This is a genomic window from Leifsonia sp. PARNA 1/14 (assembly GCF_055720965.1).
In genome coordinates, this window is the sequence record NZ_JBVQSP010000001.1 from 187,267 (window position 1) to 213,617 (window position 26,351).

Here is a 26,351-nt window from a genome sequence, read left to right on the forward strand (position 1 = left end):
CCCTGTTTTGAAGGAGCCGATTGTGACCGACACCCTCCCGTCCACTTTCACCGCGCCGCTGGCGGAGGTCGATCCGGAGATCGCGGAGGTGCTGGCTCTCGAGCTCGGCCGCCAGCGCGACTACCTCGAGATGATCGCGTCCGAGAACTTCGTGCCGCGCGCCGTGCTCGAGTCGGTCGGCTCCGTCCTGACCAACAAGTACGCCGAGGGCTATCCCGGCCGCCGCTACTACGGCGGCTGCGAGTACGTCGACATCGCCGAGCAGCTGGCGATCGACCGGGCGAAGAGCCTGTTCGGCGCCGAGTACGCCAACGTCCAGCCGCACTCCGGTGCGTCCGCCAACGCCGCCGTCCTCTCGGCGATCGCCACTCCGGGCGACACCATCCTCGGCCTCGAGCTGGCACACGGCGGCCACCTGACCCACGGCATGAAGCTCAACTTCTCGGGCAAGCTCTACAACGCCGTCGCGTATGGTGTCGACCCCGAGTCGTTCCTGGTCGACATGAACGTGGTCCGCGACAAGGCGCTCGAGCACAAGCCGCAGGTCATCATCGCCGGCTGGTCGGCCTACCCGCGCCAGCTCGACTTCGCCGCGTTCCGCGAGATCGCCGACGAGGTCGGCGCCAAGCTCTGGGTCGACATGGCGCACTTCGCCGGTCTTGTCGCCGCTGGGCTGCACCCGTCGCCCGTGCCCTACGCCGACGTCGTCAGCTCGACCGTGCACAAGACCATCGGCGGACCGCGCTCCGGCTTCATCGTCAGCCGCGACATGGAGCTCGCCAAGAAGCTCAACTCGAACGTGTTCCCCGGTCAGCAGGGTGGCCCGCTCATGCACGTCATCGCCGCCAAGGCGACGGCGTTCAAGCTCGCCGCGACCGACGAGTTCAAGGACCGCCAGGAGCGCACCATCCGCGGCGCCAAGCTGCTCGCAGAGCGTCTGACCGCCGATGATTCGCGCGCAGCGGGCGTCGACGTGCTCACCGGCGGCACCGACGTGCACCTGGTGCTCGCCGACCTGCGCACCTCCGAGCTCGACGGCCAGCAGGCGGAGGACGTCCTCCACGAGGTCGGCATCACGGTCAACCGCAATGCGGTGCCGTTCGACCCGCGCCCGCCGATGGTGACGTCGGGCCTCCGCATCGGAACGCCGGCACTCGCGACCCGCGGCTTCGGCGACACCGAGTTCACCGAGGTGGCCGACATCATCGCCCTCGCATTGCGCCCCGGCGCCGACACCAAGGCGCTCCGCGCCCGCGTCGACGCGCTCACCGCGGCCTTCCCGCTCTACCCCGGACTGACCCCGTCGGGTCAGGACGCGTTCCCGGTCGAGCTCCCGTCCTCGATCTGACCATCCGGCACCAGCCGAGTACGCGAAAAATCAGCGAGAAACCGTCGAGTACGCGGACCATCCGCGTACTCGGCGGTTCGTAACGAGTGTGGAGGCCGGCGTGACGGCGAAGATTCTGGACGGCAAGGCGACCGCGGCCGAGATCAAGGCGGAGCTGAAGGAGCGCGTGAGCGCGCTGCGCGAGCAGGGCGTGGTTCCCGGACTCGGCACGATCCTGGTCGGCGACGACCCCGGCTCGCAGTGGTATGTCGCGGGCAAGCACCGCGACTGCGCCGAGGTGGGCATCGCCTCGATCCGCCGCGATCTGCCCACAGACATCTCGCAGGCCGAGCTGGAGGCCGTGGTCGAGGAGTTGAACGACGACCCCGACTGCACGGGTTTCATCGTGCAGCTCCCGCTGCCGCCGCACATCGACACGGACGCGATCCTGGAGCTCGTCGACCCCGCCAAGGACGCCGACGGCCTCCACCCCACGAACCTCGGGCGGCTCGTGCTCAATGTCAACCGCCCGATCACGACACCGCTGCCGTGCACACCGCGTGGCGTGATCGACCTGATGCTGCGCCACGACATCGACCTGAGGGGCAAGGACGTCGTGGTGGTCGGGCGCGGAGTGACCGTCGGCCGGGCGATCGGCTCGCTGCTCACCCGTCGTGAGTTCAATGCCACGGTCACCCTCACCCACACCGGCACGGTGGACCTCGACGCGCACCTGCGCCGCGCCGACATCATCGTCGCCGCCGCCGGGGTCGCGGGCCTGGTCACCGCCGACAACGTCAAGCCGGGCGCTGTGGTGCTCGACGTGGGCGTCAGCCGAGTGGAGGACCCGGTGACCGGTAAGAGCGTCGTCGCCGGGGATGTTGCGGCCGATGTCGCCGAGGTGGCCTCCTGGGTCTCGCCCAACCCCGGGGGTGTCGGTCCGATGACCCGCGCGCTGTTGCTGCAGAACGTCGTCGAGTCGGCGGAGCGGGCACTGGCATGAGCGACGCCGAGCGTACGCACCCTGCCGTCGAGCGGGTCGAGGCCGCGCTCCTGGAGGCCGGGATCGAGCCGCGCGTGCGCTGGTTCGAGTCCGCGACGCCGACGGCGGTCTCCGCCGCGGCCGAGCTCGGCGTGGAGGTCGGTGCGATCGCCAACTCCCTGGTCTTCACGATCGACGGCGAACCCCTGCTCGTCATGACCTCCGGTGCCCACCGGGTCGATACGGCGTTCCTGGGCGACCGGCTCGGCGGCCGCATCCGCCGTGCCGACGCGGACACGGTGAAGGCCGCGACCGGCCAGACGATCGGCGGAGTCGCGCCGCTGGGCCACCCCGAGCCGCTGCGAACCGTCGTCGACGTGGCCCTGGCCGGCTACCCGGAGGTCTGGGCCGCAGCGGGCCACGCGCACACGGTTTTCCCGACGACCTTCGACGAACTCGTCCGCATCACCGGCGGCGAGGCGGGCCCGGTCGAGCCCTCCTGACTGCTGCCGAAGCGCAGCTCGCGGGCTCGCTAGAGGTCGTGCGGGTGCTCGGTGACGTGCACCAGGTACGCTTCGGCATTGCGGAGGATGCCGGCGCGTTCCTCGTCGGTGAGGTCGCGGCGCACCTTGCCGGGGACCCCGGCGACGAGCGATCCGGGCGGGATGACCGCGCCCTCCAGCACGACCGTTCCGGCCGCCAGCAACGAACCCGCTCCGACGACCGCGCCGTTCAGCACAGTGGCGTGCATGCCCACGAGCACGCCATCCTCGATCGTGCAGCCGTGCAGCACCGCGTTGTGGCCGACGGAGACGTCGGCGCCGATGGTCAGCGGAAATCCGTGATCGACGTGGCACGACACGTTGTCCTGGAGGTTGCTGCGCTCGCCCACGACGATGTCCTCGGCCTCCGCCCTCAGCACGGCGTTGTACCAGACGCTCGACCCGGGCAGCAGGCGCACGCGCCCGGCGAGCACGGCGCCGGCGGCGACGAAAGCGTCGTCGGCGACGGTGGGGGCGGAGCCGTCGGTGAGGGTGATGATCGTCATGTCTTCACCCTACGGCGCAGCCCATCACCCTGCGGTGCCGCACTCATTCGTTCGCGATCACGAACCGCCTGCGAACGACCCGCTCGCCGGGCTCGCCGCGGAGGTCGTCGAGTGCCGAACGAACCCGGTCGAGGATCCGCGGCGGCAGCGCGAGCGGCAGCTCGTCCGGCTGGTCGAGCGTTCCGGGCGGGTAGATCACTCCCGGCGTCGCCGACATCTCGACGTGCGCGCCGCGCAGCTCCCGCACCGGTGCGGTCGGCGCGTCGCGGAAGCGCTGCAGGCGCTCGATCGTCGCGACGTACTGCGGGCGGTCGCGCACGTAGAGATGGCCGGGGAGGACGGTGTCGCCGGTGAGGAGGATGCCGGTCTCGCGGTCGAAGAAGGCGACGGCCGAGGGCTCGTGGCCGGGGCCTCCGATGACGTCGATGATTCGCCGGCCCAGGTCGAACTCCACGGTCTCGTCGGGCCAGGACCGGAAGCCGAAGAAGGCGATCACCTGCGCGGGCGTCGTTCCGACGACGGTGGCGCCCGGCCGGGCGGCGATGAGGGCGTCTCCCGCGATGTGGTCGCGGTGGGCGTGGCTGTGCGCGACGACGAGCGGGTAGGGGCGCGTGAAGACGACCGGATTGCGACGCAGCCAGGTGTCGATGAGGGAATCGACCGTGCCGCGGAGCGGGAAGACCTCCTCGTCGCCGGTCGCGCCGGTGTCGATCAGGAGCGCCCGCTCCCGTCCGAAGAGCAGGAACAGGAACGGGGCCTCCCAGTGGGACGACTTGGGCTGACGGATCTGAACCGTGTCAGGACTCAGCCAGGTGATCTCCGCATCGGTCATCGTCCCATTCTGGCGAACGACCGTGACCAATGCATGAACGCGGCTCAGCTCTCGCGGAGCGCGCCCTGCGACGCGGTGACCGTGAACAGCTCCGGCTGACCGAAGCCGTGCTCCGCGAACGCGCCGTCGAGCGCGACCTGCACCCGACTGAGCGAATCCAGCGGCACGAGCGCGATCGCCGAGCCGCCGAAGCCGCCCCCGGTCATGCGGGCGCCGATGGCGCCGTTCGCCTGCGCGGTCTCGACGGCCAAGTCGAGTTCGGGCACGGAGATCTCGAAGTCGTCGCGCATGGAGACGTGGGAGGCGTCGAGCAGATCGCCGATGGCGGAGGGGCCGCTCTCGCGGAGTGTGCGCACCGTGTCGAGCACGCGCTGATCCTCGGTGACGACGTGCCGCACCCGGCGGAACGTCACGTCGTCGAGGATCTCGCGGGCGCGGGGGAGGTCGTCGACGCCCACGTCGCGCAGCGACTCGACCCCGAGCGCGCGGGCGCCCGCTTCGCACGATGCGCGCCGCTCGGCGTAGCCGCCGGTGGCGTGGGCGTGCGTGACGCCGGTGTCGACGATGAGGACGGCCAGCCCGGCCTCCTCGAGCCCGAGCGGGACGATCTGCGCGTCCAGCGAGCGGCAGTCGAGGAAGACCGCGGCGTCCTGCTCGCCGAGCAGGGAGGCCGACTGGTCCATGATGCCGGTCGGGGCGCCCACCACGATGTTCTCGCTGCGCTGGCCGACGCGCGCGAGCGTGCGGCGGTCGAGCCCGAGCCTCCACACGTCGTTGAGCGCGAGCGCGGTCGCCCCTTCGATCGCGGCGGACGAGGAGAGGCCGGCGCCGACCGGGACGTTGGAGTCGAGCAGCAGGTCGAAGCCGGGCACGGCGGCGAGGTCGGCGCCGAACTCGCCGAGGGCCCAGGCGACGCCGAGCGGGTAGGCCGACCAGCCGTCGAGCGTCTCGGGGGAGAGTCGGTCGAGGTCGATCTCGACCAGCTCGTCGGCGAAGGTGCTGCCGACGCGCACGGTGCGATCGTCGCGGAGGCCGAGCGCCGCGACGGTACGACGGTTGATCGCGAACGGCAGCACGAAGCCGAGGTTGTAGTCGGTGTGCTCGCCGATGAGGTTGACCCGTCCGGGGCTCGACCAGACTCCATCGGGCTCGCGGCCGAAGATCGAGACGAAGTCGTCGCGGACGCCGGTGCGCAGGTCGGTCATGCGGAGATCTTTCCTTCGGGGGTGGGGGAGGGCTCGGGGGTTCCGGGGGTGGCGGTGACCAGCCCGCCGATGCCGGCCGGCAGCTCGCCCACCGGGTTCTCGCGGTCGGCCCTGGCCACGGCCTCCCGGAGCGCGGCGGCGGCCTGCTCGGGCGGGATGTCGCCGATCCAGGCGCCCATGGCCGACTCCGAGCCGGCCAGGAACTTCAGCTTATCCGCGCCGCGACGGGGGGAGGTCAGCTGCAGCATGAGGCGGATCTCGTCGCGGTGCGAGCGCACCGGGGCCTGGTGCCAGGCCGCGATGTACGGCGTGGGGGAGTCGTAGAGCGCGTCGACGCCGCGCAGCACGCGCAGGTAGAGGGTGGCGAGCTCGTCGCGCTCGGCGTCGGAGGTCGCGGCCAGGTCGGGGACATGACGATGCGGCAGCACGTGGATCTCGATCGGCCAGCGCGCGGCGAACGGCACGAACGCCGTCCAGTGCTCGCCCGCGAGGATCACCCGCTCGGAGGCGCGCTCGCGGTCCAGGATGTCGGCGAAGAGCGTCGGGCCGTAGTTCTCGAGCGACCGGATCAGGGCGCTCGTGCGCGGGGTGATGTACGGGTAGGCGTAGATCTGGCCGTGCGGGTGGTGCAGGGTGACGCCGATGGCCTCCCCTCGGTTCTCGAACGGGAACACCTGCTGCACGTTCGGGAGGGCGGAGAGCGCGGCGGTGCGGTCGGCCCAGGCCTCGATGACCGTGCGCGCCCTGGTCGGCGTGAGGCTGCCGAACGAGCCGGACGTCGCCGGGCTGAAGCAGACCACCTCGCAGCGGCCGACGGAGGTGCGGGTGCGGTCGAGGCCGATGGCCGCGAGGTCGTCGAGGCCCTCCTGCTGGTTGGCGTCGTCGAGCAGAGGGCCGAAGGAGGGCGACTTGTTCTCGAAGACCGCGACGTCGTAGAGGCTCGGGATCTCGGACGGGTTGCCGGGAGTGGCGGGTGCCAGCGGGTCGAGCTCGGCCGGCGGCAGCATCACGCGGTTCTGCCGTGCCGCGGCGATCGAGACCCACTCGCCGGTGAGTGGGTCCTGGCGCATGGTGGCGGTGGCCGGGCGGGCGGCCGACTGGCGGAGGTCGGGGGCGCGCTCCGGGTCGAGCGCGGAGTCTGCGTCGTCGTAGTAGATCAGGTCGCGACCGTCGGAGAGGCGGTGCGGGCGCTTTGTGATGGCGGCCATGAGTACCTTTCGTTTCCGAAAGCAAATGTACTCAATCGCTTGCGGATTGACAAGAAAACGCAAGCGCAGGAGCATTGCCGGTATGACCGAACCGTTGCCGGCCGCCCTCCGTCGCGAGCGGATGCTCGAACTGATCGGGCGGGCCGGCTTCGTCCGTGTCGCCGAGCTGAGCGAGGAGTTCCAGGTCTCCGACGTGACGGTTCGCACCGACCTCGACGCTCTCGACGCTCAGCAGAGCATCCGGCGGGTGCACGGCGGTGCGGTGCTCCGCACGACGGCGACGCGCGAGGCGAGCTTCGAGGAGGCCCTCGAGTCGTCGGCGGAGGAGAAGCGCCGCATCGGGGCGGCGGCGGCCGCGCTGGTCGAATCGGGCAGCAGCGTCCTCCTCGACGTCGGTACCACCACGGCGGCCATCGCCCGGGCGCTGGCCGACCGCGACGACCTGGAGGACGTCACCGTCATCACCAACGGCCTCACGATCGCGCTCGAGCTGGAGCGCGCGATCCCGCGCTTCCAGGTCGTGGTAACGGGAGGCACGCTACGGCGGCTGCAGCACTCGCTGGTCGAGCCGCTGGCCTCCACCTTGCTGGAGCGCGTGCACGCCGACCTGGCGTTCATCGGCTGCACGGGCGTGCATCCCACGGGCGGCATCACGAACGTGAACCTGCCGGAGGCGGACCTGAAGCGCGTGATGGTCGCCACCTCGGGCCGGGCGCTCGTCGTCGCCGACGGCTCCAAGCTCGGCCGCACGCACGTCGGCCGCATCGCCGCGATCGACGAGGTCGCCGGGCTGCTCACGGGCGAATCGGCCGACGCAACCCAGGTGCGAGCCCTCCGGGCCGCAGGCCTGCCCGTGACCATCGCCTGAGGAATACGCTGTCACCATGCGAGCACCGACCGGAGAACAGTACGAGCTCGAGTTCGGCGATCTGACCGCCACGATCACCCAGGTCGCGGCCGGGATCCGGACCCTCCGCTACGGGGGCGCGGATCTCATCGAGCCGTTCCCGGAGGACTCCACGCCGCCGTCGGCCGACGGCATCGTGCTGGTGCCGTGGCCGAACCGGGTGAAGGACGCCGTGTGGCAGCTGGACGGAGTCCCGCAGCGGCTGGCGATCACCGAGCCGGCGCTCGGCAACGCCTCGCACGGTCTGCTGCGGTTCCGCCCGTACACGCTGGTCGAACGCTCCGACTCCACCGTCACGCAGGCCGCGACGATCTACCCCGAGTCGGGCTACCCGTTCGTGCTCGACACCACGGTCACGCACGAGCTCGACACAGAGGGACTGACCGTGACCCACACGGTCACCAACCGCGGCGGTCGCAGCGCGCCCGTCGCCATCGGCGCGCATCCCTATCTGCGCATCGGCGAGGTTCCGCCCACGCAACTGACATTGACGGTTCACGCGAGGAGGCGGTTCGAGACGGATGACCGCCTGAACGTCGTCGGCGAGACGCCCGTCGCCGGTACCCCGTACGACCTCTCGGAAGGCCGGATCGTCGCCGAGCTCGACCTGAACGACGGCTTCGGCGACCTCCGCTCGCCCGTCGAGCACACCCTGGCATCGGCCGACGGCCGCACGGTCACGCTGTGGGGCGACGAGTCCTTCGCGTACGTGCAGCTGTTCACCCACCGGGCCTTCGCCACGAAGGAGGCGGGGGAGGTCGCGCTCGCCGTGGAGCCGATGACGGCCCCCGCGAACGCGCTCAACACCGGTCAGGGCCTGCACTGGCTGGAGCCCGACGAGACCTGGACGGCGCAGTGGGGCATCCGCCCGCAAGGCTTCGCGGGCGACTCCTACCTGGCCAGCTGGGGGTAGAGGGCGCGCACGTCCTCGTGCAGCACGGACTTCACACGCTGCGCGGTCTCGCCGACGATCGCCTCGGCAGCTCCTGCGACGACCGTATCGAGGGCCTGGGCGACGACCTGCGCCGGGGGGACCTTGTACCCGTCGGCGTCCGCCGCCATCTCGGTGTCGACGTAGCCGACGTGGACGCCCACGACCTGGATGCCCTGAGGCGCCAGCTCGACGCGCGCCGAGTTGCTCGCCGACCAGAGCGCCGCCTTGGTCGCGCTGTAGGAGCCGATCGCATACCAGCTGAGCGCCGAGTGCATGTTGACGATCGCGCCGCCGCCGTTGCCGGCGATCGCCGGCGCGAAGGCGCGGGTCACCAGCACCGGTCCCCAGAAATTGGTGTCGAACTCGCGGTGGATCTGCTCGAGGTCACCGGTCACGAGCGACTGGTTCACGCCGATTCCCGCGTTGTTGACCAGCACGGTCACATCGCCTGCGGACTCGGCGGCCCGCCGGATGCTGTCGGCGTCGGTCACGTCCAGTTCGAGCGGTACGACGCGGGGGTCGATGACCGTGACCGATTCGGGGCGGCGGGCGGCGGCGTACACCTTCGCGACGCCGCGCTCGAGGAGTTCGGAGACGAACGCGGCGCCGAGGCCGCGGTTGGCTCCGGTGACGAGGGCGACGCGGCCGGTGAGATCTGTCATGGGGTCCTCCAAAAGTAAACCGATCTGTTTCCGACAATGTACACAGATCGGTTTACTTTGTGCAACCGCACCCGTAGAATCGACCGCATGACCTCGACGACCCCTGCGCGCCCGCGACCGCGGGAGCGGGTGCTCGACGCCGCCGCGAGGCTCTTCATCCGCGAGGGCGTGAACGCGGTCGGTGTCGACCGCCTCGCCCAGGAGGCCCACGTCTCCAAGCGCTCCATCTACCAGCACTTCGAGAGCAAGGACGCGATCGTCGCCGACATGCTCCGGGAGTACGGGCCGCGCGTCGTCGCAGGCTATTTCAGCGCCGAGGACGACGAACGGTCGCCGCGCGAGCGCGTGCTGCACGTGTACGACGCCCTCCACAGCGCCGCGGAGGCCGGCGACTTCTTCGGCTGCCCCTTCGTCAACGTCGCGACCGAGCTGCGAGACCGCGACCACCCCGCCGCGCTGGTGGCGCAGCATTTCAAGGGGGAGCTGACCGCGTACTTCCAGCGCCAGGCCGAAGCGGCGGGCGTGGCCTCGCCGCATGTGCTCGCGGTGCAGCTGACACTCCTGTTCGACGGTGCCTCGGCGAGCGCCGCCCTGTGCGGCGGGACCCCCCTCGCCGCACGACTCGCGGCCGAGCAGCTGTGGGACGCGGCAGTCGCGGACGCGGTGGTCAGCGCCGCCCGGTGAGCTTCCTCCAGCCGCCGGCGCGGTTGTCGGCGATGAGCCGCCGGAGGAACAGCAGAAGCGCCTCGCGATCGATCGTGCCGCCCTCCCGGAAACCGATCGTCCGTGCGGTCGTGTTGTCGTGGCCCGCGGTGATCAGCCCGTTCGGATCGGGCACGATGCCGCCGTCGTAGACGAACAGGTTGACGTGGTCCTTCGCGGCGAGGAACGCCGCGACGTTGCCGTCGAGCACGAAGTAGGGCTGCACCGAGCGCTTGATCGTCTCCTGCATCTCAGGGTCGGCCTCGTGGAGCAGTTCGCGCAGTTCGCCGAAGACCTGCTGCTGCCACGCGGGCAATCCGGACAGGTAGGCGTCCACCCGCGGGTCGCGCTCGCTCATGGCCTCACCCTATGTCGGCGACACCGCGGTGGACAGGGTCACGGCACGATCGACAGGAAGATGAACGCCCCGAAGACGATGAGGTGGATGCCGCCCTTGATGCGTGCGGCCTGGCCCGGCATGATCGTGAGGATGCTGATCACGACGGTCAGCATCAGCAGCACGATCTGACTGGAGCCGAGCCCCAGGTGCAGCGGGCCGGGGAGCCAGATCGAGGCGACCGCGATCGCCGGGATCGTGAGACCGATGCTCGCGATCGCGGACCCCAGGGCGAGATTCAGGCTGGTCTGCATGCGGTTGCGGCGGGCCGCCTTGGAGGCGGCGATGGCCTCCGGGAGCAGCACGAGCAGCGCGATGATCACGCCGACGAACGACTGCGGGAGGCCGATCCCGGTCACGGCGCGCTCGATCGGGGTCGACTCCAGTTTTGCGAGCCCGACGACGGCGACGAGCGCGACGAGGAGCAGGCCGACGCTGATGAGCGCCGTGCGGGTCGATGGGGCGTCGGCGTGGCTGTCCTCGTCGTCGGTGAGCGGTGTGCCCTTGCGCGACACCGGCAGGAAGAAGTCGCGGTGCGCGAACGTCTGCGTGAACACGAACATCCCGTAGAGCAGCACCGACGCGATCGCCGCGAAGGTGAGCTGGCTGGGCGAGAACTCGGGGCCGGGCGTCGCCTCGGTGAACGTCGGCAGCACCAGGGTGAGCGTCGCCATCGCGGTCACGGTGCCGAGGGCCGCTCCGCTGCCCTGCGCGTTGAACGTCGTGGTCTCGCGACGCGACGCGCTCAGCAGCAGGCTGAGGCCCACGATGCCGTTCATCGTGATCATCACCGCGGAGAAGACCGTGTCGCGGGCCAGCGTCGCGCTGTCTTTGCCCGTCGTCATGAGGGTGACGATGAGCGCGACCTCGATGATCGTGACGGCCACAGCGAGCACGAGCGACCCGAAGGGCTCGCCGACCCGGTGGGCCACGACCTCCGCGTGCTGCACCGCCGCGAGCACCGTTCCCGCGAGCACGACCGCGATCAGCGCCACAGCGACCGGCTGCAGCTCGACCGTCCAGAACGCGACGAGCACGATGATGCCGACGACCGGGACGAAGACCGTCCACCAACGGGCGAGCCACTGTCCGAGCGCTTTCATGGGTCCATCCTGCCAGGGCAACTGCCCGGAGGGCGGCGCGCCGTCGTGCGGGCCGCGGGTGCGGCGTGCTGAGAATAGGGCATGTCCGCGACCACCAGACCCGTTCTCGCCCGAACCGTCGTCATGCTCGCGCTTGCCGCAGGGCTCGCTGTCGGCGTCGCAGGCTGTGCCGCCGGCGGAGGTCCGTCCGCGTCGCCCGCGTCGTCGGACTCGCCCACGGGCACCGGATCGTCCACTCCCCGCCCGACGGGCACCAGCACCTCGCAGCCCATCGAGGGCCAGTGCGCGACCTCCGATCTGGCCGGCTCCATCGGCCAGGGTGGAGGCGGTGCTGCGGGCAGCGTGGAGGTCACCCTCGTTCTCACGAACAACGGCTCGGGCCAGTGCTCGCTGCAGGGCTGGCCGGGCGTCTCGTTCGTCGGCGACGGCAACGGCACGCAGCTCGGCAATCCGGCCGAGTTCGACCGGAGCACCCCGCACCCGACGGTCGTGCTCCAGCCGGGCGGCACCGCGCAGGCGCCGTTGAAGATCGTCCAGGCCATGAACTATCCGGACGCCGACTGCAAACCGCAGAAGGCCGACGGGTTCCGCGTCTACCCGCCCGGGTCGACAGAGTCGCTGTTCGTCAAGGACGACGACGTGACGGCGTGCACGACGACGACGGTGAAACTGCTGACGGTCGGCGCACTCGCTGCCCCGTGACGTTCTGCTGCGGCGGACGATAGCCTGATCGCGTGCCCACCGCCCGCCGCCAGCCCGGCCCCACCACGCCCGGTTGGCTGATCCGGCTCGTCGTCGTGACGGCGCTCGTCGGCGTCGGTGCGGGTGTCGGCGGAGGCCTCGTCTATCTGGGCCTCCACACCATCCAGCACCTGGCGTTCGGCTACTCGGAGGGCACGTTCCTCGAGGGGCTGCTCGAGGCGCCTCCGGTGAACCGTGTCGTCGCACTGGTCGTGGCGGGCCTCGTCGGCGGCGTCGGCTGGTACTTCCTGCGCGCCTGGGGGCGCCGGCGCGCCGACCACGCGGTGGTGTCGGTGGAGGCCGCGGTCGGCGGCAAGCGGATGCCCGCCCTCGTCACGTTGCTGAACGCCGGCCTCCAGGTGGTCATCGTCGGCCTCGGGGCCTCCATCGGCCGCGAGGTCGCTCCGCGCGAGGTCGCGGCGTGGTGGGCGTCGTGGCTCTCCGAGCGCGCGGGCGTGAGTGCACGCGAGCGGCGCATCCTGGTCGCCTGCGGCGCGGGCGCGGGTCTCGCCGCCGTCTACAACGTCCCGTTCGGCGGCGCGGTCTTCGCGATCGAGATCCTGCTCGCCGAGATCAGCTTCGCAACGGTCCTCCCTGCGCTCGCCACCTCGGCCATCGCCGCGCTCGTGGCCCGACTGGTGGTGCCGGCGAATCCGCTCTACCTCGTGGAGCAGGTGCCGCTGCACCCGCAGATCGTCGTCTGGGCGATCGTGGCAGGGCCGATCATCGGGTTGGCCGCCGTCGGTTTCGTGCGGCTGACCCGGCTGGCCCAGAACCATCGTCCGAAGTCGTGGGGCATTCTGATCGTGATGCCGCTGGTGTTCGCGGCGGTCGGAGTCGCCTCCCTGCGGTTGCCCGCGATTCTGGGCAACGGGCGGTCGCTCGGGCAGCTCGCGCTGTCGGCATCGTTGCCCGTCGTGGTCATCCTGGTGATGACGCTCGTGAAGACGGCGGCGACCGTGGGGACCATCGGCGGGGGCGCCGCCGGAGGGACGCTCACGCCGTCGCTCGCCATCGGTGCCGGCCTCGGCCTCACGCTGGGCGGGGTCTGGCAGTTCGTCTGGCCGGGCGAGCCGCTCGCCGCGTTCGCCCTCCTCGGGTCGGCGGCGTTCCTGGCCGTGACGATGCGGGCGCCGCTCACGGCGCTGCTGCTGGTGATGGAGTTCACCGATCAGGGGCCTGACATGCTCGCGCCGATCATGCTGTGCATCGCCGGCGCCGTCGCGGTGGGCTATGTGCTCGAGCGGGGGCGCGTGACGGGGGTCGCCTGAGCGGTGACGCCGATCAGTCGCAGACGTCGACGATGGACGGGAGCATGTGATCCCCCGATCGTCCGACGATGTCGGCTCAGCCTAGCGGCCCGTCGCGCGCAGACGAGTAGGGTGCCGCCATGAAGCTCGCGCGCGCCGTCCCCATCCTGACCGTCGCCGACCTCCCCGCTGCTGTCGCCGCCTACCGTGCGGCGCTGGGGCTCGACGTCCTGATGGACCTCGGCTGGGTCGTCACCCTCGGTTCGTCCGGCTCCCAGGGAGCCGCGCAGTTCAGCCTCATGACGCGCGACCAGACCGCTCCTGTGAACCCCGCGATGTCGCTGGAGGTCGAGGACGTCGACGTCGCGTACGCGAACGCGGTCGAGGACGGACTCGAGATCGTCCACCCCCTCACGGATGAGGACTGGGGGGTCCGCCGGTTCTTCGTCCGGGACCCGGCGGGGAACGTCGTCAACGTGCTGGCCCACCGCTCGTGAGGGTGGCCTCCGATCGGGGGCCTGTGTGAGTGCGGCGCTCTTGGCCAGGATGAGGGGATGCGGACTGGCCGTGTCTACGTCGAGATCGACATCCGCTGCGCCGTCGATGAGCTCTGGGAGCTGACCCAGGACCCGTCGCTGCACCCGCGCTGGGATCTGCGGTTCAGCTCGATCGTCCCCACTGATGAGCTGGCGAGCGGAGGCTACCGGTTCCGGTACGAGCGGAGGCTGCCCCTCCACACGATCGTCGGCACCGGCACCTCCCTCGGCGAGCGCAGCCGACCGGACGGCACGCGCACCTCCGCGCTGCGGTTCACGACGCGCGATCGGCTTTCGCCGCTGGGGGAGGGGCGCGGCTACTGGCGCTACCTCCCCACCGAATCTGGCACCACCTTCATCACCGGTTACGACTACGAGCCCGGCTGGGGGAGACCCCTGGACGCTGTCCTGCTACGCCCGCTGATCGGGTGGATGACCGCGTGGAGCTTCGACCGGCTGCGGATCTGGGCCGAGACCGGCATGCCGCCGGAGCGGTGGCCGCTCTGGTCGGTGCTGGCGTTCTGGCGCCGGGGACGTCCGCGTGCCTCCCGGTGCCTGCGCGCCCCGCGGTACGCGCGTGGCGCAGATCGTGCGCCTTCCACCCTCGAGACTCTGGAGGCGCCGTGACCTCGATCTTCGCCGAGGCCCTGGGGGAGGACTTCGCCCGGTTGTCGCCGATGATGCAGAAGCGGTTCGGCGTCGGCCTGGACGCGGGCTACGCCTGTGTGGGGACCGGCGTGATGTCGCGCATCCGGCGCGGGCCGTGGTGGGTGGTGCCGTTCCTCCAGATCGGGCGGCTCCGCAACATCCTGATCGCCGACGTCGGCGAGGACGTGCCGTTCACCATCGAGAACTTCCCCTACCGCGATCCGCTCGGGCGCGAGACCGTGACGTTCGTGCGCGAATACCGCGTTCGCCGCCGGCCCAGCCGTTTCGACGCGACCATGATCCTCCACGACGGCCGCGTGGTCGACTATCTCGGCACGCACCAGCACCTGGCGGTCGACCTCGACTTGCACGTCGGCGACGACGGCTCCCTGCACCTGGAGTCGGGGGCGCAGCGGTTCTACGAAGGGCCGTGGGTCGCGTTCCGGTTCCCGATGCTCTTCAGCGGGCGGGCCCGGCTGCACGAGTGGTTCGACGAGGAGGCAGACGTGTACCGGATCCGCATGGAGGTGCACAACGTCGTCTTCGGCTTCCTGTTCGGCTACGAGGGGGAGTTCCGCTGCACCTTCCCGGAGGCCGGCGACGCGCCGGACCGGCTGAAGCCGGTGCGCCACGAGAACCGAGTGTGAGCCGCTCGGTCTACGAGCGGGTCCTCGGCGACGAGTTCGACCGGCTGCCCCCGCTGCTGCGGGCAGGCTTCTCGGGCGGCCCGGACGGCGTGGGCGGTGCGGCGATCGGCGTCGGAGAGGGTGTGTTCACGTCGGCCGGCTGCACCCGGCGCGTGCTGCGGCCGCTGCTGCGGGTTCTCGCGCGTCAGCGCGTACTGTTCCCGGAGTTCGGGACAGACGTGCCGTTCCGGATCGTGAACACCCCATCGGCGGACGGCGGGTTGCACGCGGTCCGGACGTTCCGGTTCCCGTCCGGCGATCGTCCGCTGGAGGACACCCTCCGTGTCGTGGACGGCCACCTCCACGACGTCATGGGCCGCCGCGGCGGCTTCGAGGTGCGGATGCTCCTCGCGGTGGAGGGGGATCGCCTCCTGATGTGCTCGGAGCGGCAGTGGCTGCACGTGGGTCCGCTCCGGCTACGGCTGCCGCGGCTCGCCGGCGTCATCGTCGCGGAGTCGGTCGTGGAGGGACGTCGCGCGATCGACGTGCGCCTCCGGAGTCCACTGCTCGGCGAGTGGTTCCACTACGCGGGGGAGTTCGACTATTCGGTGGACGGCCCGATCGGAGGGACCCCGTCAGGCCGCCATGAACACGACAGGAGTGGCCGCGGCGAAGTACGCGAGGACGCACCACAGCCAGCTCAGGGCGGCGATGATCCCCACGCCGAGGCCGGTCCGGGCGCTGACCCCGACGACCCCAGCCGGCCGCGCGTTCGAGCCGTACCCCCATGGCTGCGAGCGTAGCGAGGGCTGGCGGTCGGCCGCTCGACCCCGTTGGGGTGGCCTCTTGGAGCCTCCCTCACGTTCACAGCGAACCCTGGGTTTCTCCCGGCCAGGGCATAGGTCGCGCATGAGGCTCTCTCACTCGGCTGCGGTGTGCTGTGGCCATCGAGCGAGACAGCCGAGCAGGACGCCCAGCCGAGAGGACACGAGCCATGGACACCGTTGACGGGGTTCCCACCGGTACGAACGACCAGGGCGCCGTGCCGCCCGCCGACGCCCGGACGAGTGCGCGTCGCACCCGGACCCGACGCGTGATCGCGCTGTCGACGGCGGTCGCCGCGACCGCAGCGGTCGGGGCGGCATTCGGGCTCGCGGCGAGCAGTGCGACTGCGGCGCCGGCCTCCACCGCCTCATCGACGAGCATCCACGCGGCGCTCGGACAGAACAGTTACGGGTACGGGTACGGCTCGGGTGGCTATGGAGGCTACGGTTCCGGCTTCGGCTCCGGCTCCGGCTCCGGCTCGACCGGGACCTCTTCCCTGGGGAGCGCGACCGCCGCTCAGGAGGTCGGCGTCGTCGACATCACCTCCCAGCTGACGTACGCGCAGGCGGAGAGCGCCGGCACCGGACTGGTCCTGACCTCCAGCGGCGAGATCCTCACCAACAACCACGTGGTCGAGGGTGCGACCAGTATCAGCGTCACGGTCGTGGCGACCGGCGCCCAGTACACCGCCGCCGTCGTCGGCACCGACGCCACGGACGACATCGCCGTGCTGCAGCTGAGCAACGCCTCTGGCCTCAGCACAGCGAACCTCGACACGGCGTCCGACGCGACCGTCGGCGAGTCGGTCACGGGCGTCGGCAACGCCGGCGGCACCGGGGGGACGCCGTCCGCGTCGCCAGGCACCATCACGGCCCTCGACCAGACCATCACGACCCAGGCCGAGCAGACCGCCGAATCCGAGACACTGAACGGCCTCATCGAGACGGACGCCGACATCCAAGCCGGAGACTCCGGCGGCCCGCTCTTCAACGCGTCCGACCAGGTGATCGGCATCGACACCGCCGCCGCGGAGGGCGGGACGACCACTGCGGGCTACGCCATCCCGATCGAGACGGCGCTGACCATCGCCGGCCAGATCGAGTCCGGCCAGGGTTCCTCGACCGTGACCATCGGCTATCCCGCCTTCCTCGGCGTGGAGGTCGACTCGGCGGGCGACGCGACCTCCGGCGCAGCGATCGCCGGCGTCGTCGACGGCAGCCCCGCCGCCACCGCCGGCTTGACCGCGGGCGACACGGTCACCGCTGTGGACGGCACTGCGATCGACTCGGCGTCGGCTCTGACGACCGTGCTCGGCGCCCACGCCCCCGGCGACACCGTCAGCGTCACCTGGACGGATGCCTCCGGCGCCTCCCACACCGCGAACGTGACGCTCGCCCCGGGCCCGGTGGCCTGAGCTCCCGGTCGCCGCACACTCACCCAGACCACCTGCCGTCACGGTCGAGGATTCCCCCGCTCGACAGACCGTGGCGGCAGGTTGCTGTGTTGCGTGGCCGCTCCTCCCGGACTAACATCGCAAAACCGACCATTTGATGGTTTTTCGATCGCGCGCTGTGCGATCCCGCTCGATGGGGACCCGACTTCGATGACCGACCAGCTCACCCGTGCGCCGTCCGCCGTCAGGGTCGTCCTCCGCAGCCCGCTCTACCGCGGGGCGACCATCGCGCTGTTCCTGTCCGGTCTCGGGTTCTCGGCGGCGGCGCCCCAGATCGCGCGGTTCCTGGTCGACGATCTGGGCAGCTCGCTCACCACAGCAGGGCTCTACTACCTCACCAATCTCACCGCGCCGATCGCCGGCTACCTGATCGGGCGTCGCTCCGACCACACCGGTCGCCGGCTCGGTCTGTTCCGGATCTGCGCCGCGGTCGGCTTCGTCGGCTGGCTCGGGATCGCCTTCTCGACCGAGCTGTGGATGCCGTTCGTGATCAGCGCTGTCGTGCTCGGCTTCGCGGGCGCCGCGACCTCCCAGCTGTTCGCGGCGATCCACGACGAGCTCGCCGTCTCGCCGACACCGGCAGCGGACGGCGTGGTGTCGATCGTCCGGATGGCGTTGACGTTCGGCTGGGTCATCGGACCCGTCGCGGGCGCCTACCTCGCGGCACAGGCAGGCGCTCGCGCGATGCTGGTCGCGACCGCCGTATGCACGCTCGCCCAGCTCTTCCCGCTCGGGACACTGCGGGAGCGCGCCGTGTCGGCGGCTCCGGTGGGCGACGACGTCGCCTCCCGTGCGCAGGTGCCGCTGCGGGCGATGGCTGCGCTCCTGGCCTTCACGGGGCTCTACATCCTCGTCTACGCCGGCGAGCCCATCAAGTATGCGTACCTCCCGATCTACATGGACGCCCAGCTGCACCTGCCCGCCGCGCTCAGCGGCGCGATCATCGGCATCCAGCCACTGGTCGAGCTCGCCCTGATGCCGGTCGCGGTGGTCGTCGCCCGCCGCACCGGGATGCTTCCACTCATGGTCGTCGGCGCCCTGTTCGGCGTCGGCGCGAACGTGCTCTTCGCGACCACCGGCACAGCCGCGGGGCTGTTCGCCGGGCAGATCCTGATGGGCGGCGTCTGGGGCGTCTTCGCGGGCCTCGGCATCATCGTCGCCCAGCGCCTCCTGCCGACGGCGATCGCGACGGCCTCCGCCATCTTCATCAGCGCCCCGGCCCTGAGCTCAGCGCTCGGAGGCCTCCTCGGCGGCCTCGGGGCCGGCGCGGTCGGCCTGCCCGCGGTGTTCGTGGTTCCTGCTGTGCTGGCGCTCGTCGCGGCCGCCGGTCTGCTGGTGTTGCAGAGGCGGGTGGGGGACCGCATCGCATAACGGGAGATTTCGTCCGACACGCCCGACGATCTCCTCCCTGACCGCCGAACAAGGGGAAATCGGCCCGATTCTCCTTTCTGGGGGCGGCCGTCCACGACACGACCGATTCCCGCGTGTGAAGGAGCCGATCGCCACTACAGTCGTGCCAGCCGCCCACGACGCCGCGGCGAGGAGGAGACGCGATGGACGACCGTGAACCGCCTGCGTACCAGCAGCCGAGCCAGCCGATTCAGCCGATCCCGCCGGGGCCGCCCGCGCCGCCGCAGGCTCGGCCGCTGCCGTTCAGCCAGCAGGCGATCTGGGGGTTCGTGATCTCGTGTGTGAGTCTCTTCGTGTTCGGCTTCATCGGAGCGCTCGGCGCCGTGATCTCCTCGCGAGGATTCCGGGCCGCGCGACTCGGTCAGGCTCGCGGCCGCGGTCTGGCCATCGCCGGCATGATCATCGGCACCGTCGGCTTCCTCTTCTACGCCGTCATCTTCATCAGCTCGCACCTGCCGTGACGGGCGGCGGAAATCCGTGGGACTGATAACGCAGTATTTCACCGTGCCCTCCGACACGGATGCCGCGGCCCTCCTCGACAGTGGCCCCGCACGACTTTCGACCGGCGGGAGGTCGGTCGACGGAATCGACGGGCGGGGAATCGAGCCGGTCGTCCAGCTCGGGCAGTTGGAGTCCATCTTGAGCGGTGCGTCGTTCGAAAGCGTGCTGGACGGAAGCGGCACGGAGATATCCGAACATAATGGCGGCCAGAGGCTGATCTGGCGGCTGAACGACACTCTCACCGACGCCCTGCTCGAGCGATCGCTCGACGACCTCGTGGAGGCCTCCGATATCTGGGCGGGCATCGAGGAGTTCTACGGGAGGGCCGACGCCGACGACCTCACTGAGTTCCTGTTCCTGCTGAGGAGCGTCGCAGCCACTGCCCGCGAGCGGGACCAGAAGGTCTACTGCTGGATCTCGGTGTGATGACGACCCACGATTGTGCGGCACAGACCCATGCGACTACTCGGGTGGGCCCCGTGGGGCTCGAACCCACGACCCGCGGATTAAAAGTCCGATGCTCTACCGACTGAGCTAGAGGCCCTCGCCCTCTAATCTAGCGTGGATTCCGAACCTCCCTGTGCCGGAGCAGAATAGGGGGATGCCTGATCGTTATCACAAGCCCACGCTGTTCCCCGGGCGCATCTTCGAGGCGTTCCTCGGTGGGGACGACCCGGCGCAGATCAGCAAGGTCGCGCACGAGACCGCGCAGGCCCTGCTCGCGCGGGTGCGGGAGGACCCCGACCCGGACATCGTGGATCGGCTTGTCGCCTACACCGACGAGCACGGCATCGACGCGATCGCCGAGCTCTGGTCGCGATCGAACGCCAAAAGCCTCCCTGGCGCACTTTGGCGCATCTACCTGCTGCGGTTGCTGATCCGGCAGGACGCCGACGGCACCGCTCTGTTGTACCAGCGCGGAACCGAGGTGATCGCGTCGATCGACCCGGTCGTGGCCGGGGCGCCGACGCCGGCGGGGCCGGGGGAGGTCACCGAACTCGCCGACCGCATCCTCCGCGGCGTGTTCGAAGGAGATTTCGCCGTCGCGCTCGACCGGGCCGCCGCGTTCTGCCGGGTGACGGCCGCGGGTTGCCTCTCCGTGGCCGACGATCGCGACCCGATCGACCCGGAGCGTGCGAGCGAGCTCACCACGCGCGCCCTGCGCTTCACCCGCACCGCGGAGGAGCTGACGGCGTGCGCCCGGCTCTGGCGCACCGACTCGCTCGACTGAGCCGGTATTCCCGGTTCTCGTTCTCGGGCGGCGAACGCCACGCCGTGAACGCATCCCGCGCCTCCTGTACTATGGACGAAGCCGGACCGCAGTAACCCCGGGCTCCAATACTTGCCGCTTCGAGCGGCCTCGCGCCGAGAGGCGTTCTGCGGTCCGGCTCTTTCGTACCTGGAGGGACGAGACTCCGCCAAGAGAGGTCTACTGTCGACTTTCGACAGCGGCCGACACCAACGCAGCACCGGGAGCGGAGAGACAGCACGTGGACGACACCTCCGGCGACGGCTCGCCTCCCGACCTCGACGCGCTCCTGCTCGCGACGGCCCGCGGCGACCAGCGCGCGTTCTCCGACTTCTACGACCTGACGGCCCCCCGTGTGCTGGGGCTCGTGCGCCGGCTCGTGGTCGACGCGGCGCAGTCCGAGGAGGTCGCCCAGGAGGTCTTCCTGGAGGCGTGGCAATCCGCCGCGCGGTTCGATCCGAATAAGGGGCGAGCACTCACCTGGATCCTCACCATGGCCCACCGCAGGGCGGTGGACCGCATCCGGGCGTCCCAGTCCGCCCACGACCGCGACACCGCGATCGGCATCCGCGACCTGCCGACGGACTTCGACGTGGTGGCCGAGACGGTCGAGGTGCGGGTGGAGCACGAGCGAGTGGAGGTGGCCATGGCGAGACTGAGCGACGCGCAACGTCGGGCCGTCTCACTCGCGTACTACGGAGGCCTGACCCAGAGCGAGATCGCTGCCGAGCTCGGCATCCCCCTCGGCACAGCCAAAACCCGGTTGCGGGATGCGATGATACGGCTGCGAGACGAGCTGGGGGTGACACGATGACCGACGACGAACGTGGAATCGCCGACCCCGGACGACTCGGTGCGCGACTCGGCGCTCAGAACGAGCAGGAGGCCCGCGACTTCGAGGATGTCGCGGCACAGCTCGCGGGCGCTGCGGAGCCGGTGCAACCTCCGGCTGCGCTGAAGGCGGCCCTCTTCGCCAAGCTCGACGCGACGCCCCAGCTGCCGGCAGGCACCGCACAGGAGGCCGCAGGCCTGCCCGAGCAGCCCGCGACACCTGCCGAGCACCCCGCTCAGACGCCCGCCGAACACCGCGCCGACCGTCGCTGGTTCCAGCGTCCCGGCGCCATCCTCGCCGCGGCGGCCGCTGCTGTCGTCCTGTTCGTCGCCGGCGCGTTCGTCGGCGTCAGCCTGGCGGGCACAGACTCCTACCAGCACGACCAGGCCACGGCGCTGGCCGCGATCAACGCTGCCCCGGACGCGCAGCGCGCGACCTCCGCCGTCAGCGGCGGCGGCACCGCGACCCTGGTCTGGTCGGCTCAGTTGGGCCGGTCCGCAGTGATCGCGACCGACCTCCCGAAACTCGCCGACGACAAGACCTACGAGCTCTGGTACATCAAGGGCGGCGCCGCCACCCCGGCAGGCACCATGGACTCGTCGGGCACCGTGGCCTCCTGGCGGGTGCTCAGCGGTGAGATGACCGCGGGAGTCACGGTGGGGATGACGGTCGAGCCTGACGGAGGCTCCCCGAAGCCGACGACCCAGCCGATCCTCGCCATCACCCCCGCCTGACCGACGGCATCCGGAGATGACGAGAGGCCCACGGGACATCCCGTGGGCCTCTCGTCATGCGGGGCGGTCGATCAACCGAAGCGGCCCGAGACGTAGTCCTCGGTGGCCTGCACCGTCGGGTTCGAGAAGATCATGTTGGTGTCGTTGTACTCGATGAGCTTGCCCGGCTTGCCCGTTCCCGCGATGTTGAAGAACGCGGTGCGGTCGGAGACACGGGAGGCCTGCTGCATGTTGTGCGTGACGATCACGATCGTGTAGTCGTTCTTGAGCTCCTCGATGAGGTCCTCGATCGCGAGGGTCGAGATCGGGTCGAGGGCCGAGCAGGGCTCGTCCATCAGGAGCACGTCGGGGGAGACGGCGATCGCGCGGGCGATGCACAGACGCTGCTGTTGGCCTCCAGACAGGCCCGAGCCGGGGAGGTTCAGGCGGTCCTTCACCTCGTTCCAGAGGTTGGCGCCCTGCAGCGACTTCTCCACCAGGTCGTCGCTCTCGCTCTTCGACATGCGGCGGTTGTTGAGCTTGACGCCGGCAAGCACGTTGTCGCGGATGCTCATCGTGGGGAACGGGTTCGGTCGCTGGAAAACCATGCCCACCTGACGGCGCACGAGCACCGGGTCGACGCCGACACCGTAGAGGTTGTTGCCGTCGATCAGCACCTCGCCCTCCACGTAGGCGCCAGGGATGACCTCGTGCATCCGGTTGAGCGTGCGGAGGAAGGTGGACTTGCCGCAGCCGGACGGCCCGATGAACGCGGTCACGGTGCGGGGCTCGATGGTGAGCGACACACCCTCCACGGCGCGGAACTTGCCGTAGTAGACGTTCAGGTCGTTGACTTCGATGCGCTTGGACACGTTTTTCCTTGTCTGCGTTCTTCGGGTGAGTCGGGGGAGGTCGGGGTCAGCGGCCGTACTTGGGCGCGAAGGCCTTGGCGATGATGCGGCCGATCAGGTTGAGCAGCATGACGGTGATGATCAGGGCGAGCGCGCCGGTCCAGGCCCGGTCGATGGAGGCCTGCGCGTGCAGGCCCGCCGCCTGCGTGTACTGCGTGTACACGAACACCGGGAGGGTCATCATGCGGTCGTTGAAGGGGTCGTAGTTCATGCTCGTCGTGAAGCCGGCCACGATGAGGAGCGGCGCGGTCTCGCCGATCACGCGGGCGATCGCGAGCATCACGCCGGTGACCAGACCGGCGAGCGACGTCGGCAGCACGACCTTGAGCACGGTCAGCCACTTCGGCACGCCCAGGGCGAGGGAGGCCTCGCGCAGCTCGTTCGGGACGATCCGCAGGATCTCCTCGCTCGAGCGGACGACGACGGGGATCATCAGCACCGACAGTGCGATCGCACCCATGAAGCCGTTGCGGATGGCCGGGCCGAAGATCAGCGCGAACAGCGCGTACGCGAACAGGCCGGCGACGATCGACGGGATGCCCGTCATCACGTCCACGAGGAAGGTGATGCCGCGGGCGAGAGCACCGCGTCCGTACTCCACGAGGTAGATCGAGGTGAGCAGGCCGATCGGCACGGAGATGATCGCGGTGAGCAACGTGATGATCAGGGTGCCCACGATGGCGTGCAGCGCACCGCCGCCCTCGCCGATCACGTTGCGCATCGACTCTGAGAAGAAGGCCAGATCGAAGCGTGCGAGGCCCTGGGTGACGACGGTCCAGCCGAGCGAGATCAGGGGCAGGAGCGCCACGATGAAGGCGGTCGCCACGAGCGAGGTGACCAGGCGGTCCTTCGCCTTGCGGCTGCCCTCCACCAGCAGGGAGGTCGTGTAGATGGCGACGTCGAAGAGCACCGTCCCGAAAAACACGGCGCCGACGATGTTGAAGCCCTTGGTGGCGCCGCTGGCGGCGAGCATCGCGAAGACCGCACCGAGGATCACCCAGGAGGCGACGAGCATCAGCCAGGGCGACCAGCGCGGGAGCTTGCCGGCGGTGTAGGAGTTGGCGAGCGGGCGGGGCGCCGTCGCGGTCGTGGTGGCGGCCATCAGTTCGCTCCAGAGAAGGCCGCACGGCGGCTGACGATATAGCGGGCGAGCACGTTGATCAGGAGGGTCACCACGAACAGCACGAGGCCGGAGGCGACGAGGGCGTTGACGCCGAGACCGGTGGCCTCCGGGAACTGCAGCGCGATGTTCGCGGCGATCGTGTTCGGGCTCTGCGCCTGCAGCACCGCGAACTTCACGATCAGCGCGGGCGAGAGCACCATCGCGATCGCCAGGGTCTCACCGAGCGCTCGGCCGAGGCCGAGCATGATCGCGGAGACGATGCCGCTGCGCGCGAAGGGCAGGACCGCCATCCGGACCATCTCCCACTTGGTCGCGCCGAGTGCGAGTGCGGCCTCCTCGTGGAGGCGCGGAGTCTGCAGGAAGATCTCGCGGCAGATCGCGGTCATGATCGGGATGACCATCACCGCGAGCACGATGGCGGCGGTCAGGATGGTCCGGCCGGTGCCGGAGACGGGCGGCGCGAAGAAGGGGATCCAGCCGAGGTACTGGCTGAGCCAGACGTAGAAGGGCTGGACGAACGATGAGAGCGTCGCGATGCCCCACAGGCCGAAGACGACCGACGGGACCGCGGCGAGCAGGTCGATGATGTAGCCGAGGGTCTGCGCCACGCGCCGGGGGGCGTAGTGGGAGATGAAGAGCGCGATGCCGATCGACAGCGGTGTCGCGATGAGGAGCGCGATGAGCGCCGCCCAGATGGTGCCGAAGACGAGCGGCCACACCCACGACCAGAAGTTGGTCGCGTTGTTCGGCAGTTCACCGGCTCCGGCGAACAGGGCCGGGATGCTCTGGATGATGAGGAACAGCGCGACGGCGGCGAGGGTGGCGAGGATCAGCGATCCGGCGACGACGGTGCTGGTGGAGAAGACGCGGTCGCCGAGGCGGACCTTCGCCTTCGGCCTGATGGCTCCTGCGGTTCCGGCGGTCATTCGTTGCTTTCTCTCATCGGGTTCCCCGAGGGGTGAGGGTGATGCGCCGCTCGGCCCGGACCGTCGTGCGGTCCAGGCCGAGCGGCCGGGGTGTTACTTGATGCTGGCGACGGCCTTGCTGACCTTGGAGGACAGGTCGTTCGACAGCGGGGCCGAGCCGGCCTGCTCCGAGGCGGCCTTCTGAGCGTCGCTGCTGATGACGTAGTCGACGTAGCCCTTCACGAGGTCCGCCTTGGCGGCGTCCTTGTACTGCTGGCAGGCGACGACGTACGAGACCAGGACCAGCGGCCAGGCACCCTTGGAGGTGTCCTTGCGGTTGATCTGGATGGCGAGGTCGTTGGTCTCGCGGCCCGAGGCGATCGGCGAGGCGGCGACCACGGAGGCCGCGCCGTCGGCGCTGATCTTGTTGTAGGTGTCGCCGACCTTCAGCTGCGCGATCGAGAGACCGGCGGAACCCGACTCGTCGATGTAGGTGATCGAGTTCTTCGCGTTCTTCGTGGCGTCCGCGACACCCGAGGTGCCCTTGGCGGCGTCACCGACCTGGAACGGGAAGGTCTGCGAGGCCGGAGCCGTCCAGACCGACGGAGCGTTCGCAGCGAGGTAGTCGGTGAAGTTCTGCGTGGTGCCCGAGTCGTCGGAGCGGTGCACGACCGTGATCGGGGCCGAAGGGAGCGTGGCGCCCGAGTTCTGGCTCTTGATCTTGGCGTCGTCCCAGGTGGTGATCTTGCCCGAGAAGATGCCGGCGATCGTGTCGGCGTCGAGCTTGAGGTCCTTCACGCCGTCGACGTTGTACGCGATGGCGATCGGGGAGATGTAGACCGGGAGGTCGATGCCCTTGGTGCCCGCGGCGCAGCCGGCGAACGTGCCGCCGAGCTCGGCGTCGTTGAGGGCCGCGTCGGAACCGGCGAAGTCGGCAGCGCCCGAGATGAAGCTCTTGCGGCCGGCGCCAGAGCCCTGCGGGTCGTAGTTGATGGTGACCTTGGGGTTGGCCTCCTGGAAGCCGGCGATCCAGACGGTCTGGGCGGCGCCCTGAGCGGACGATCCGATGCCGTTCAGCGTGCCGGACAGGTTCGACGGCTTGGCCGTGGTGGTCGCCGGGGTGCTGCCCTCGTTCGACGCACAAGCGGTGAGGGAGATGGCGGCGGCGGCGAGGAGTGCCACGGGAACGCCAAGACGCTTCAGTTTCACAGTTGTCCCTTCCGGGGATCAGTAACAACAGGACGGGGTCGGTGCGACCCGCGTGAGACGCTATTCCCGGTGTCTGTCCAGAGTCCCCCGCAGTGGTAAACGGAAGGTAAAC

Annotated in this window: 30 protein-coding genes and 1 tRNA gene; 19 read left to right on the plus strand and 12 right to left on the minus strand. The window is 70.2% G+C overall.

Translation table 11 applies throughout. The features are described 5' to 3' along the window. Positions 1-22 precede the first annotated feature (22 nt). From glyA to AC0HS0_RS00960, 3 genes are all read left to right on the plus strand, one after another. Entirely contained in the window at positions 23-1,348 is a 1,326-nt protein-coding gene (glyA, locus tag AC0HS0_RS00950) for a serine hydroxymethyltransferase (protein WP_472961018.1), read from the plus strand. Positions 1,349-1,448: 100 nt separating this feature from the next. Further along, the gene (locus tag AC0HS0_RS00955; protein ID WP_472961020.1) at positions 1,449-2,330 is read left to right on the plus strand and encodes a bifunctional methylenetetrahydrofolate dehydrogenase/methenyltetrahydrofolate cyclohydrolase; all 882 of its coding nucleotides are present in this window, start codon (positions 1,449-1,451) and stop codon (positions 2,328-2,330) included. Next, positions 2,327-2,812, plus strand: a complete 486-nt coding sequence (locus AC0HS0_RS00960; RefSeq protein ID WP_472961023.1) for a YbaK/EbsC family protein — start codon at positions 2,327-2,329, stop codon at positions 2,810-2,812. The genes AC0HS0_RS00955 and AC0HS0_RS00960 overlap by 4 nt, the downstream gene beginning before the upstream one ends. Positions 2,813-2,841: 29 nt before the next feature. On the opposite strand, the gene AC0HS0_RS00965 is transcribed toward AC0HS0_RS00960, so the two are convergent. From AC0HS0_RS00965 to galT, 4 genes are read right to left on the minus strand one after another with little or no spacing between them, the layout of a single operon-like run. Continuing rightward, positions 2,842-3,357, minus strand: a complete 516-nt coding sequence (locus tag AC0HS0_RS00965) for a gamma carbonic anhydrase family protein (protein ID WP_472961025.1) — start codon at positions 3,355-3,357, stop codon at positions 2,842-2,844. A gap of 43 nt (positions 3,358-3,400) precedes the next feature. Further along, positions 3,401-4,189: an MBL fold metallo-hydrolase gene (locus AC0HS0_RS00970; RefSeq protein ID WP_472961026.1), complete on the minus strand. Its 789-nt coding sequence runs from the start codon at positions 4,187-4,189 to the stop codon at positions 3,401-3,403. Between the two features lie 44 nt (positions 4,190-4,233). Next, positions 4,234-5,394 carry a galactokinase gene (gene galK, locus AC0HS0_RS00975; RefSeq protein ID WP_472961028.1) on the minus strand — a complete coding sequence of 387 codons (1,161 nt, stop codon included), beginning with the start codon at positions 5,392-5,394 and terminating at the stop codon, positions 4,234-4,236. Next, complete coding sequence (gene galT, locus AC0HS0_RS00980; protein WP_472961029.1) at positions 5,391-6,602, minus strand: galactose-1-phosphate uridylyltransferase; 1,212 nt, start codon at positions 6,600-6,602, stop codon at positions 5,391-5,393. The genes galK and galT overlap by 4 nt, the downstream gene beginning before the upstream one ends. A gap of 82 nt (positions 6,603-6,684) precedes the next feature. Between galT and AC0HS0_RS00985 the strand changes: the two genes are divergently transcribed. Beyond that, the gene (locus tag AC0HS0_RS00985) at positions 6,685-7,470 is read left to right on the plus strand and encodes a DeoR/GlpR family DNA-binding transcription regulator (RefSeq protein WP_472961030.1); all 786 of its coding nucleotides are present in this window, start codon (positions 6,685-6,687) and stop codon (positions 7,468-7,470) included. Positions 7,471-7,486: 16 nt separating this feature from the next. Next, on the plus strand, positions 7,487-8,422 hold the full coding sequence (locus tag AC0HS0_RS00990; protein WP_472961031.1) for an aldose 1-epimerase family protein: 936 nt from the start codon (positions 7,487-7,489) through the stop codon (positions 8,420-8,422). Here the strand turns inward: AC0HS0_RS00990 and AC0HS0_RS00995 are convergent. Then, complete coding sequence (locus tag AC0HS0_RS00995; protein ID WP_472961032.1) at positions 8,401-9,105, minus strand: SDR family oxidoreductase; 705 nt, start codon at positions 9,103-9,105, stop codon at positions 8,401-8,403. The two genes, AC0HS0_RS00990 and AC0HS0_RS00995, sit on opposite strands and share 22 nt — an antisense overlap. An 87-nt stretch (positions 9,106-9,192) precedes the next feature. Between AC0HS0_RS00995 and AC0HS0_RS01000 the strand changes: the two genes are divergently transcribed. Further along, positions 9,193-9,789: a TetR/AcrR family transcriptional regulator gene (locus AC0HS0_RS01000; protein WP_472961033.1), complete on the plus strand. Its 597-nt coding sequence runs from the start codon at positions 9,193-9,195 to the stop codon at positions 9,787-9,789. Here the strand turns inward: AC0HS0_RS01000 and AC0HS0_RS01005 are convergent. Both AC0HS0_RS01005 and AC0HS0_RS01010 read right to left on the minus strand, forming a co-directional pair. Next, on the minus strand, positions 9,773-10,165 hold the full coding sequence (locus AC0HS0_RS01005) for a DUF1801 domain-containing protein (RefSeq protein ID WP_472961034.1): 393 nt from the start codon (positions 10,163-10,165) through the stop codon (positions 9,773-9,775). The genes AC0HS0_RS01000 and AC0HS0_RS01005 overlap by 17 nt on opposite strands. 38 nt (positions 10,166-10,203) lie before the next feature. Then, a complete protein-coding gene (locus tag AC0HS0_RS01010) occupies positions 10,204-11,307 on the minus strand; it encodes a calcium:cation antiporter (RefSeq protein WP_472961036.1) in 1,104 nt (367 codons plus the stop codon). An 81-nt stretch (positions 11,308-11,388) separates the two neighbouring features. Here AC0HS0_RS01010 and AC0HS0_RS01015 point away from each other — a divergent pair, with 81 nt between their 5' ends. From AC0HS0_RS01015 to AC0HS0_RS01060, 10 genes are all read left to right on the plus strand, one after another. Further along, the gene (locus tag AC0HS0_RS01015) at positions 11,389-12,009 is read left to right on the plus strand and encodes a DUF4232 domain-containing protein (protein WP_472961037.1); all 621 of its coding nucleotides are present in this window, start codon (positions 11,389-11,391) and stop codon (positions 12,007-12,009) included. Positions 12,010-12,041: 32 nt separating this feature from the next. Beyond that, a complete protein-coding gene (locus tag AC0HS0_RS01020; protein ID WP_472961038.1) occupies positions 12,042-13,319 on the plus strand; it encodes a chloride channel protein in 1,278 nt (425 codons plus the stop codon). 119 nt (positions 13,320-13,438) lie between these two features. Then, positions 13,439-13,795 carry a VOC family protein gene (locus AC0HS0_RS01025; protein ID WP_472961039.1) on the plus strand — a complete coding sequence of 119 codons (357 nt, stop codon included), beginning with the start codon at positions 13,439-13,441 and terminating at the stop codon, positions 13,793-13,795. Between the two features lie 57 nt (positions 13,796-13,852). Continuing rightward, positions 13,853-14,461: an SRPBCC family protein gene (locus tag AC0HS0_RS01030; protein WP_472961041.1), complete on the plus strand. Its 609-nt coding sequence runs from the start codon at positions 13,853-13,855 to the stop codon at positions 14,459-14,461. Then, positions 14,458-15,129, plus strand: coding sequence for a DUF4166 domain-containing protein (locus AC0HS0_RS01035; RefSeq protein WP_472961043.1), 672 nt, complete (start codon positions 14,458-14,460; stop codon positions 15,127-15,129). Before AC0HS0_RS01030 ends, AC0HS0_RS01035 begins: the two co-directional genes overlap by 4 nt. Beyond that, entirely contained in the window at positions 15,126-15,911 is a 786-nt protein-coding gene (locus AC0HS0_RS01040; RefSeq protein ID WP_472961044.1) for a DUF4166 domain-containing protein, read from the plus strand. Before AC0HS0_RS01035 ends, AC0HS0_RS01040 begins: the two co-directional genes overlap by 4 nt. Positions 15,912-16,102: 191 nt before the next feature. After that, the gene (locus AC0HS0_RS01045; RefSeq protein WP_472961046.1) at positions 16,103-17,347 is read left to right on the plus strand and encodes a S1C family serine protease; all 1,245 of its coding nucleotides are present in this window, start codon (positions 16,103-16,105) and stop codon (positions 17,345-17,347) included. A 189-nt stretch (positions 17,348-17,536) separates the two neighbouring features. Further along, positions 17,537-18,757 (plus strand): MFS transporter, encoded by a 1,221-nt coding sequence (locus AC0HS0_RS01050; protein ID WP_472961047.1) that lies wholly within the window; start codon positions 17,537-17,539, stop codon positions 18,755-18,757. A gap of 182 nt (positions 18,758-18,939) precedes the next feature. Continuing rightward, positions 18,940-19,257 carry a DUF4190 domain-containing protein gene (locus tag AC0HS0_RS01055; protein WP_472961049.1) on the plus strand — a complete coding sequence of 106 codons (318 nt, stop codon included), beginning with the start codon at positions 18,940-18,942 and terminating at the stop codon, positions 19,255-19,257. A gap of 43 nt (positions 19,258-19,300) precedes the next feature. Further along, positions 19,301-19,723, plus strand: a complete 423-nt coding sequence (locus AC0HS0_RS01060) for a hypothetical protein (RefSeq protein WP_472961051.1) — start codon at positions 19,301-19,303, stop codon at positions 19,721-19,723. 45 nt (positions 19,724-19,768) lie between these two features. Here the strand turns inward: AC0HS0_RS01060 and AC0HS0_RS01065 are convergent. Beyond that, positions 19,769-19,841 (minus strand) — tRNA-Lys (locus tag AC0HS0_RS01065). A 57-nt stretch (positions 19,842-19,898) separates the two neighbouring features. Here AC0HS0_RS01065 and AC0HS0_RS01070 point away from each other — a divergent pair. The 3 genes from AC0HS0_RS01070 (at position 19,899) to AC0HS0_RS01080 (ending at position 22,112) form a co-directional block, all read left to right on the plus strand. Continuing rightward, a complete protein-coding gene (locus tag AC0HS0_RS01070) occupies positions 19,899-20,528 on the plus strand; it encodes a hypothetical protein (protein ID WP_055914306.1) in 630 nt (209 codons plus the stop codon). A gap of 259 nt (positions 20,529-20,787) precedes the next feature. Then, the gene (gene sigK / locus AC0HS0_RS01075; protein WP_472961052.1) at positions 20,788-21,360 is read left to right on the plus strand and encodes an ECF RNA polymerase sigma factor SigK; all 573 of its coding nucleotides are present in this window, start codon (positions 20,788-20,790) and stop codon (positions 21,358-21,360) included. Continuing rightward, positions 21,357-22,112 carry an anti-sigma factor gene (locus tag AC0HS0_RS01080; protein ID WP_472961053.1) on the plus strand — a complete coding sequence of 252 codons (756 nt, stop codon included), beginning with the start codon at positions 21,357-21,359 and terminating at the stop codon, positions 22,110-22,112. Before sigK ends, AC0HS0_RS01080 begins: the two co-directional genes overlap by 4 nt. 71 nt (positions 22,113-22,183) lie before the next feature. Here AC0HS0_RS01080 and pstB read toward each other — a convergent pair whose 3' ends face one another. The 4 genes from pstB to pstS form a co-directional block, all read right to left on the minus strand. Then, entirely contained in the window at positions 22,184-22,963 is a 780-nt protein-coding gene (gene pstB / locus AC0HS0_RS01085) for a phosphate ABC transporter ATP-binding protein PstB (protein WP_472961054.1), read from the minus strand. Positions 22,964-23,009: 46 nt separating this feature from the next. Continuing rightward, positions 23,010-24,104, minus strand: coding sequence for a phosphate ABC transporter permease PstA (gene pstA, locus AC0HS0_RS01090; protein WP_472961055.1), 1,095 nt, complete (start codon positions 24,102-24,104; stop codon positions 23,010-23,012). After that, positions 24,104-25,051, minus strand: coding sequence for a phosphate ABC transporter permease subunit PstC (pstC, locus tag AC0HS0_RS01095; RefSeq protein ID WP_472961057.1), 948 nt, complete (start codon positions 25,049-25,051; stop codon positions 24,104-24,106). The genes pstA and pstC overlap by 1 nt, the downstream gene beginning before the upstream one ends. A 93-nt stretch (positions 25,052-25,144) precedes the next feature. Further along, positions 25,145-26,239 (minus strand): phosphate ABC transporter substrate-binding protein PstS, encoded by a 1,095-nt coding sequence (pstS, locus tag AC0HS0_RS01100; protein WP_472961058.1) that lies wholly within the window; start codon positions 26,237-26,239, stop codon positions 25,145-25,147. Positions 26,240-26,351: the final 112 nt, after the last annotated feature.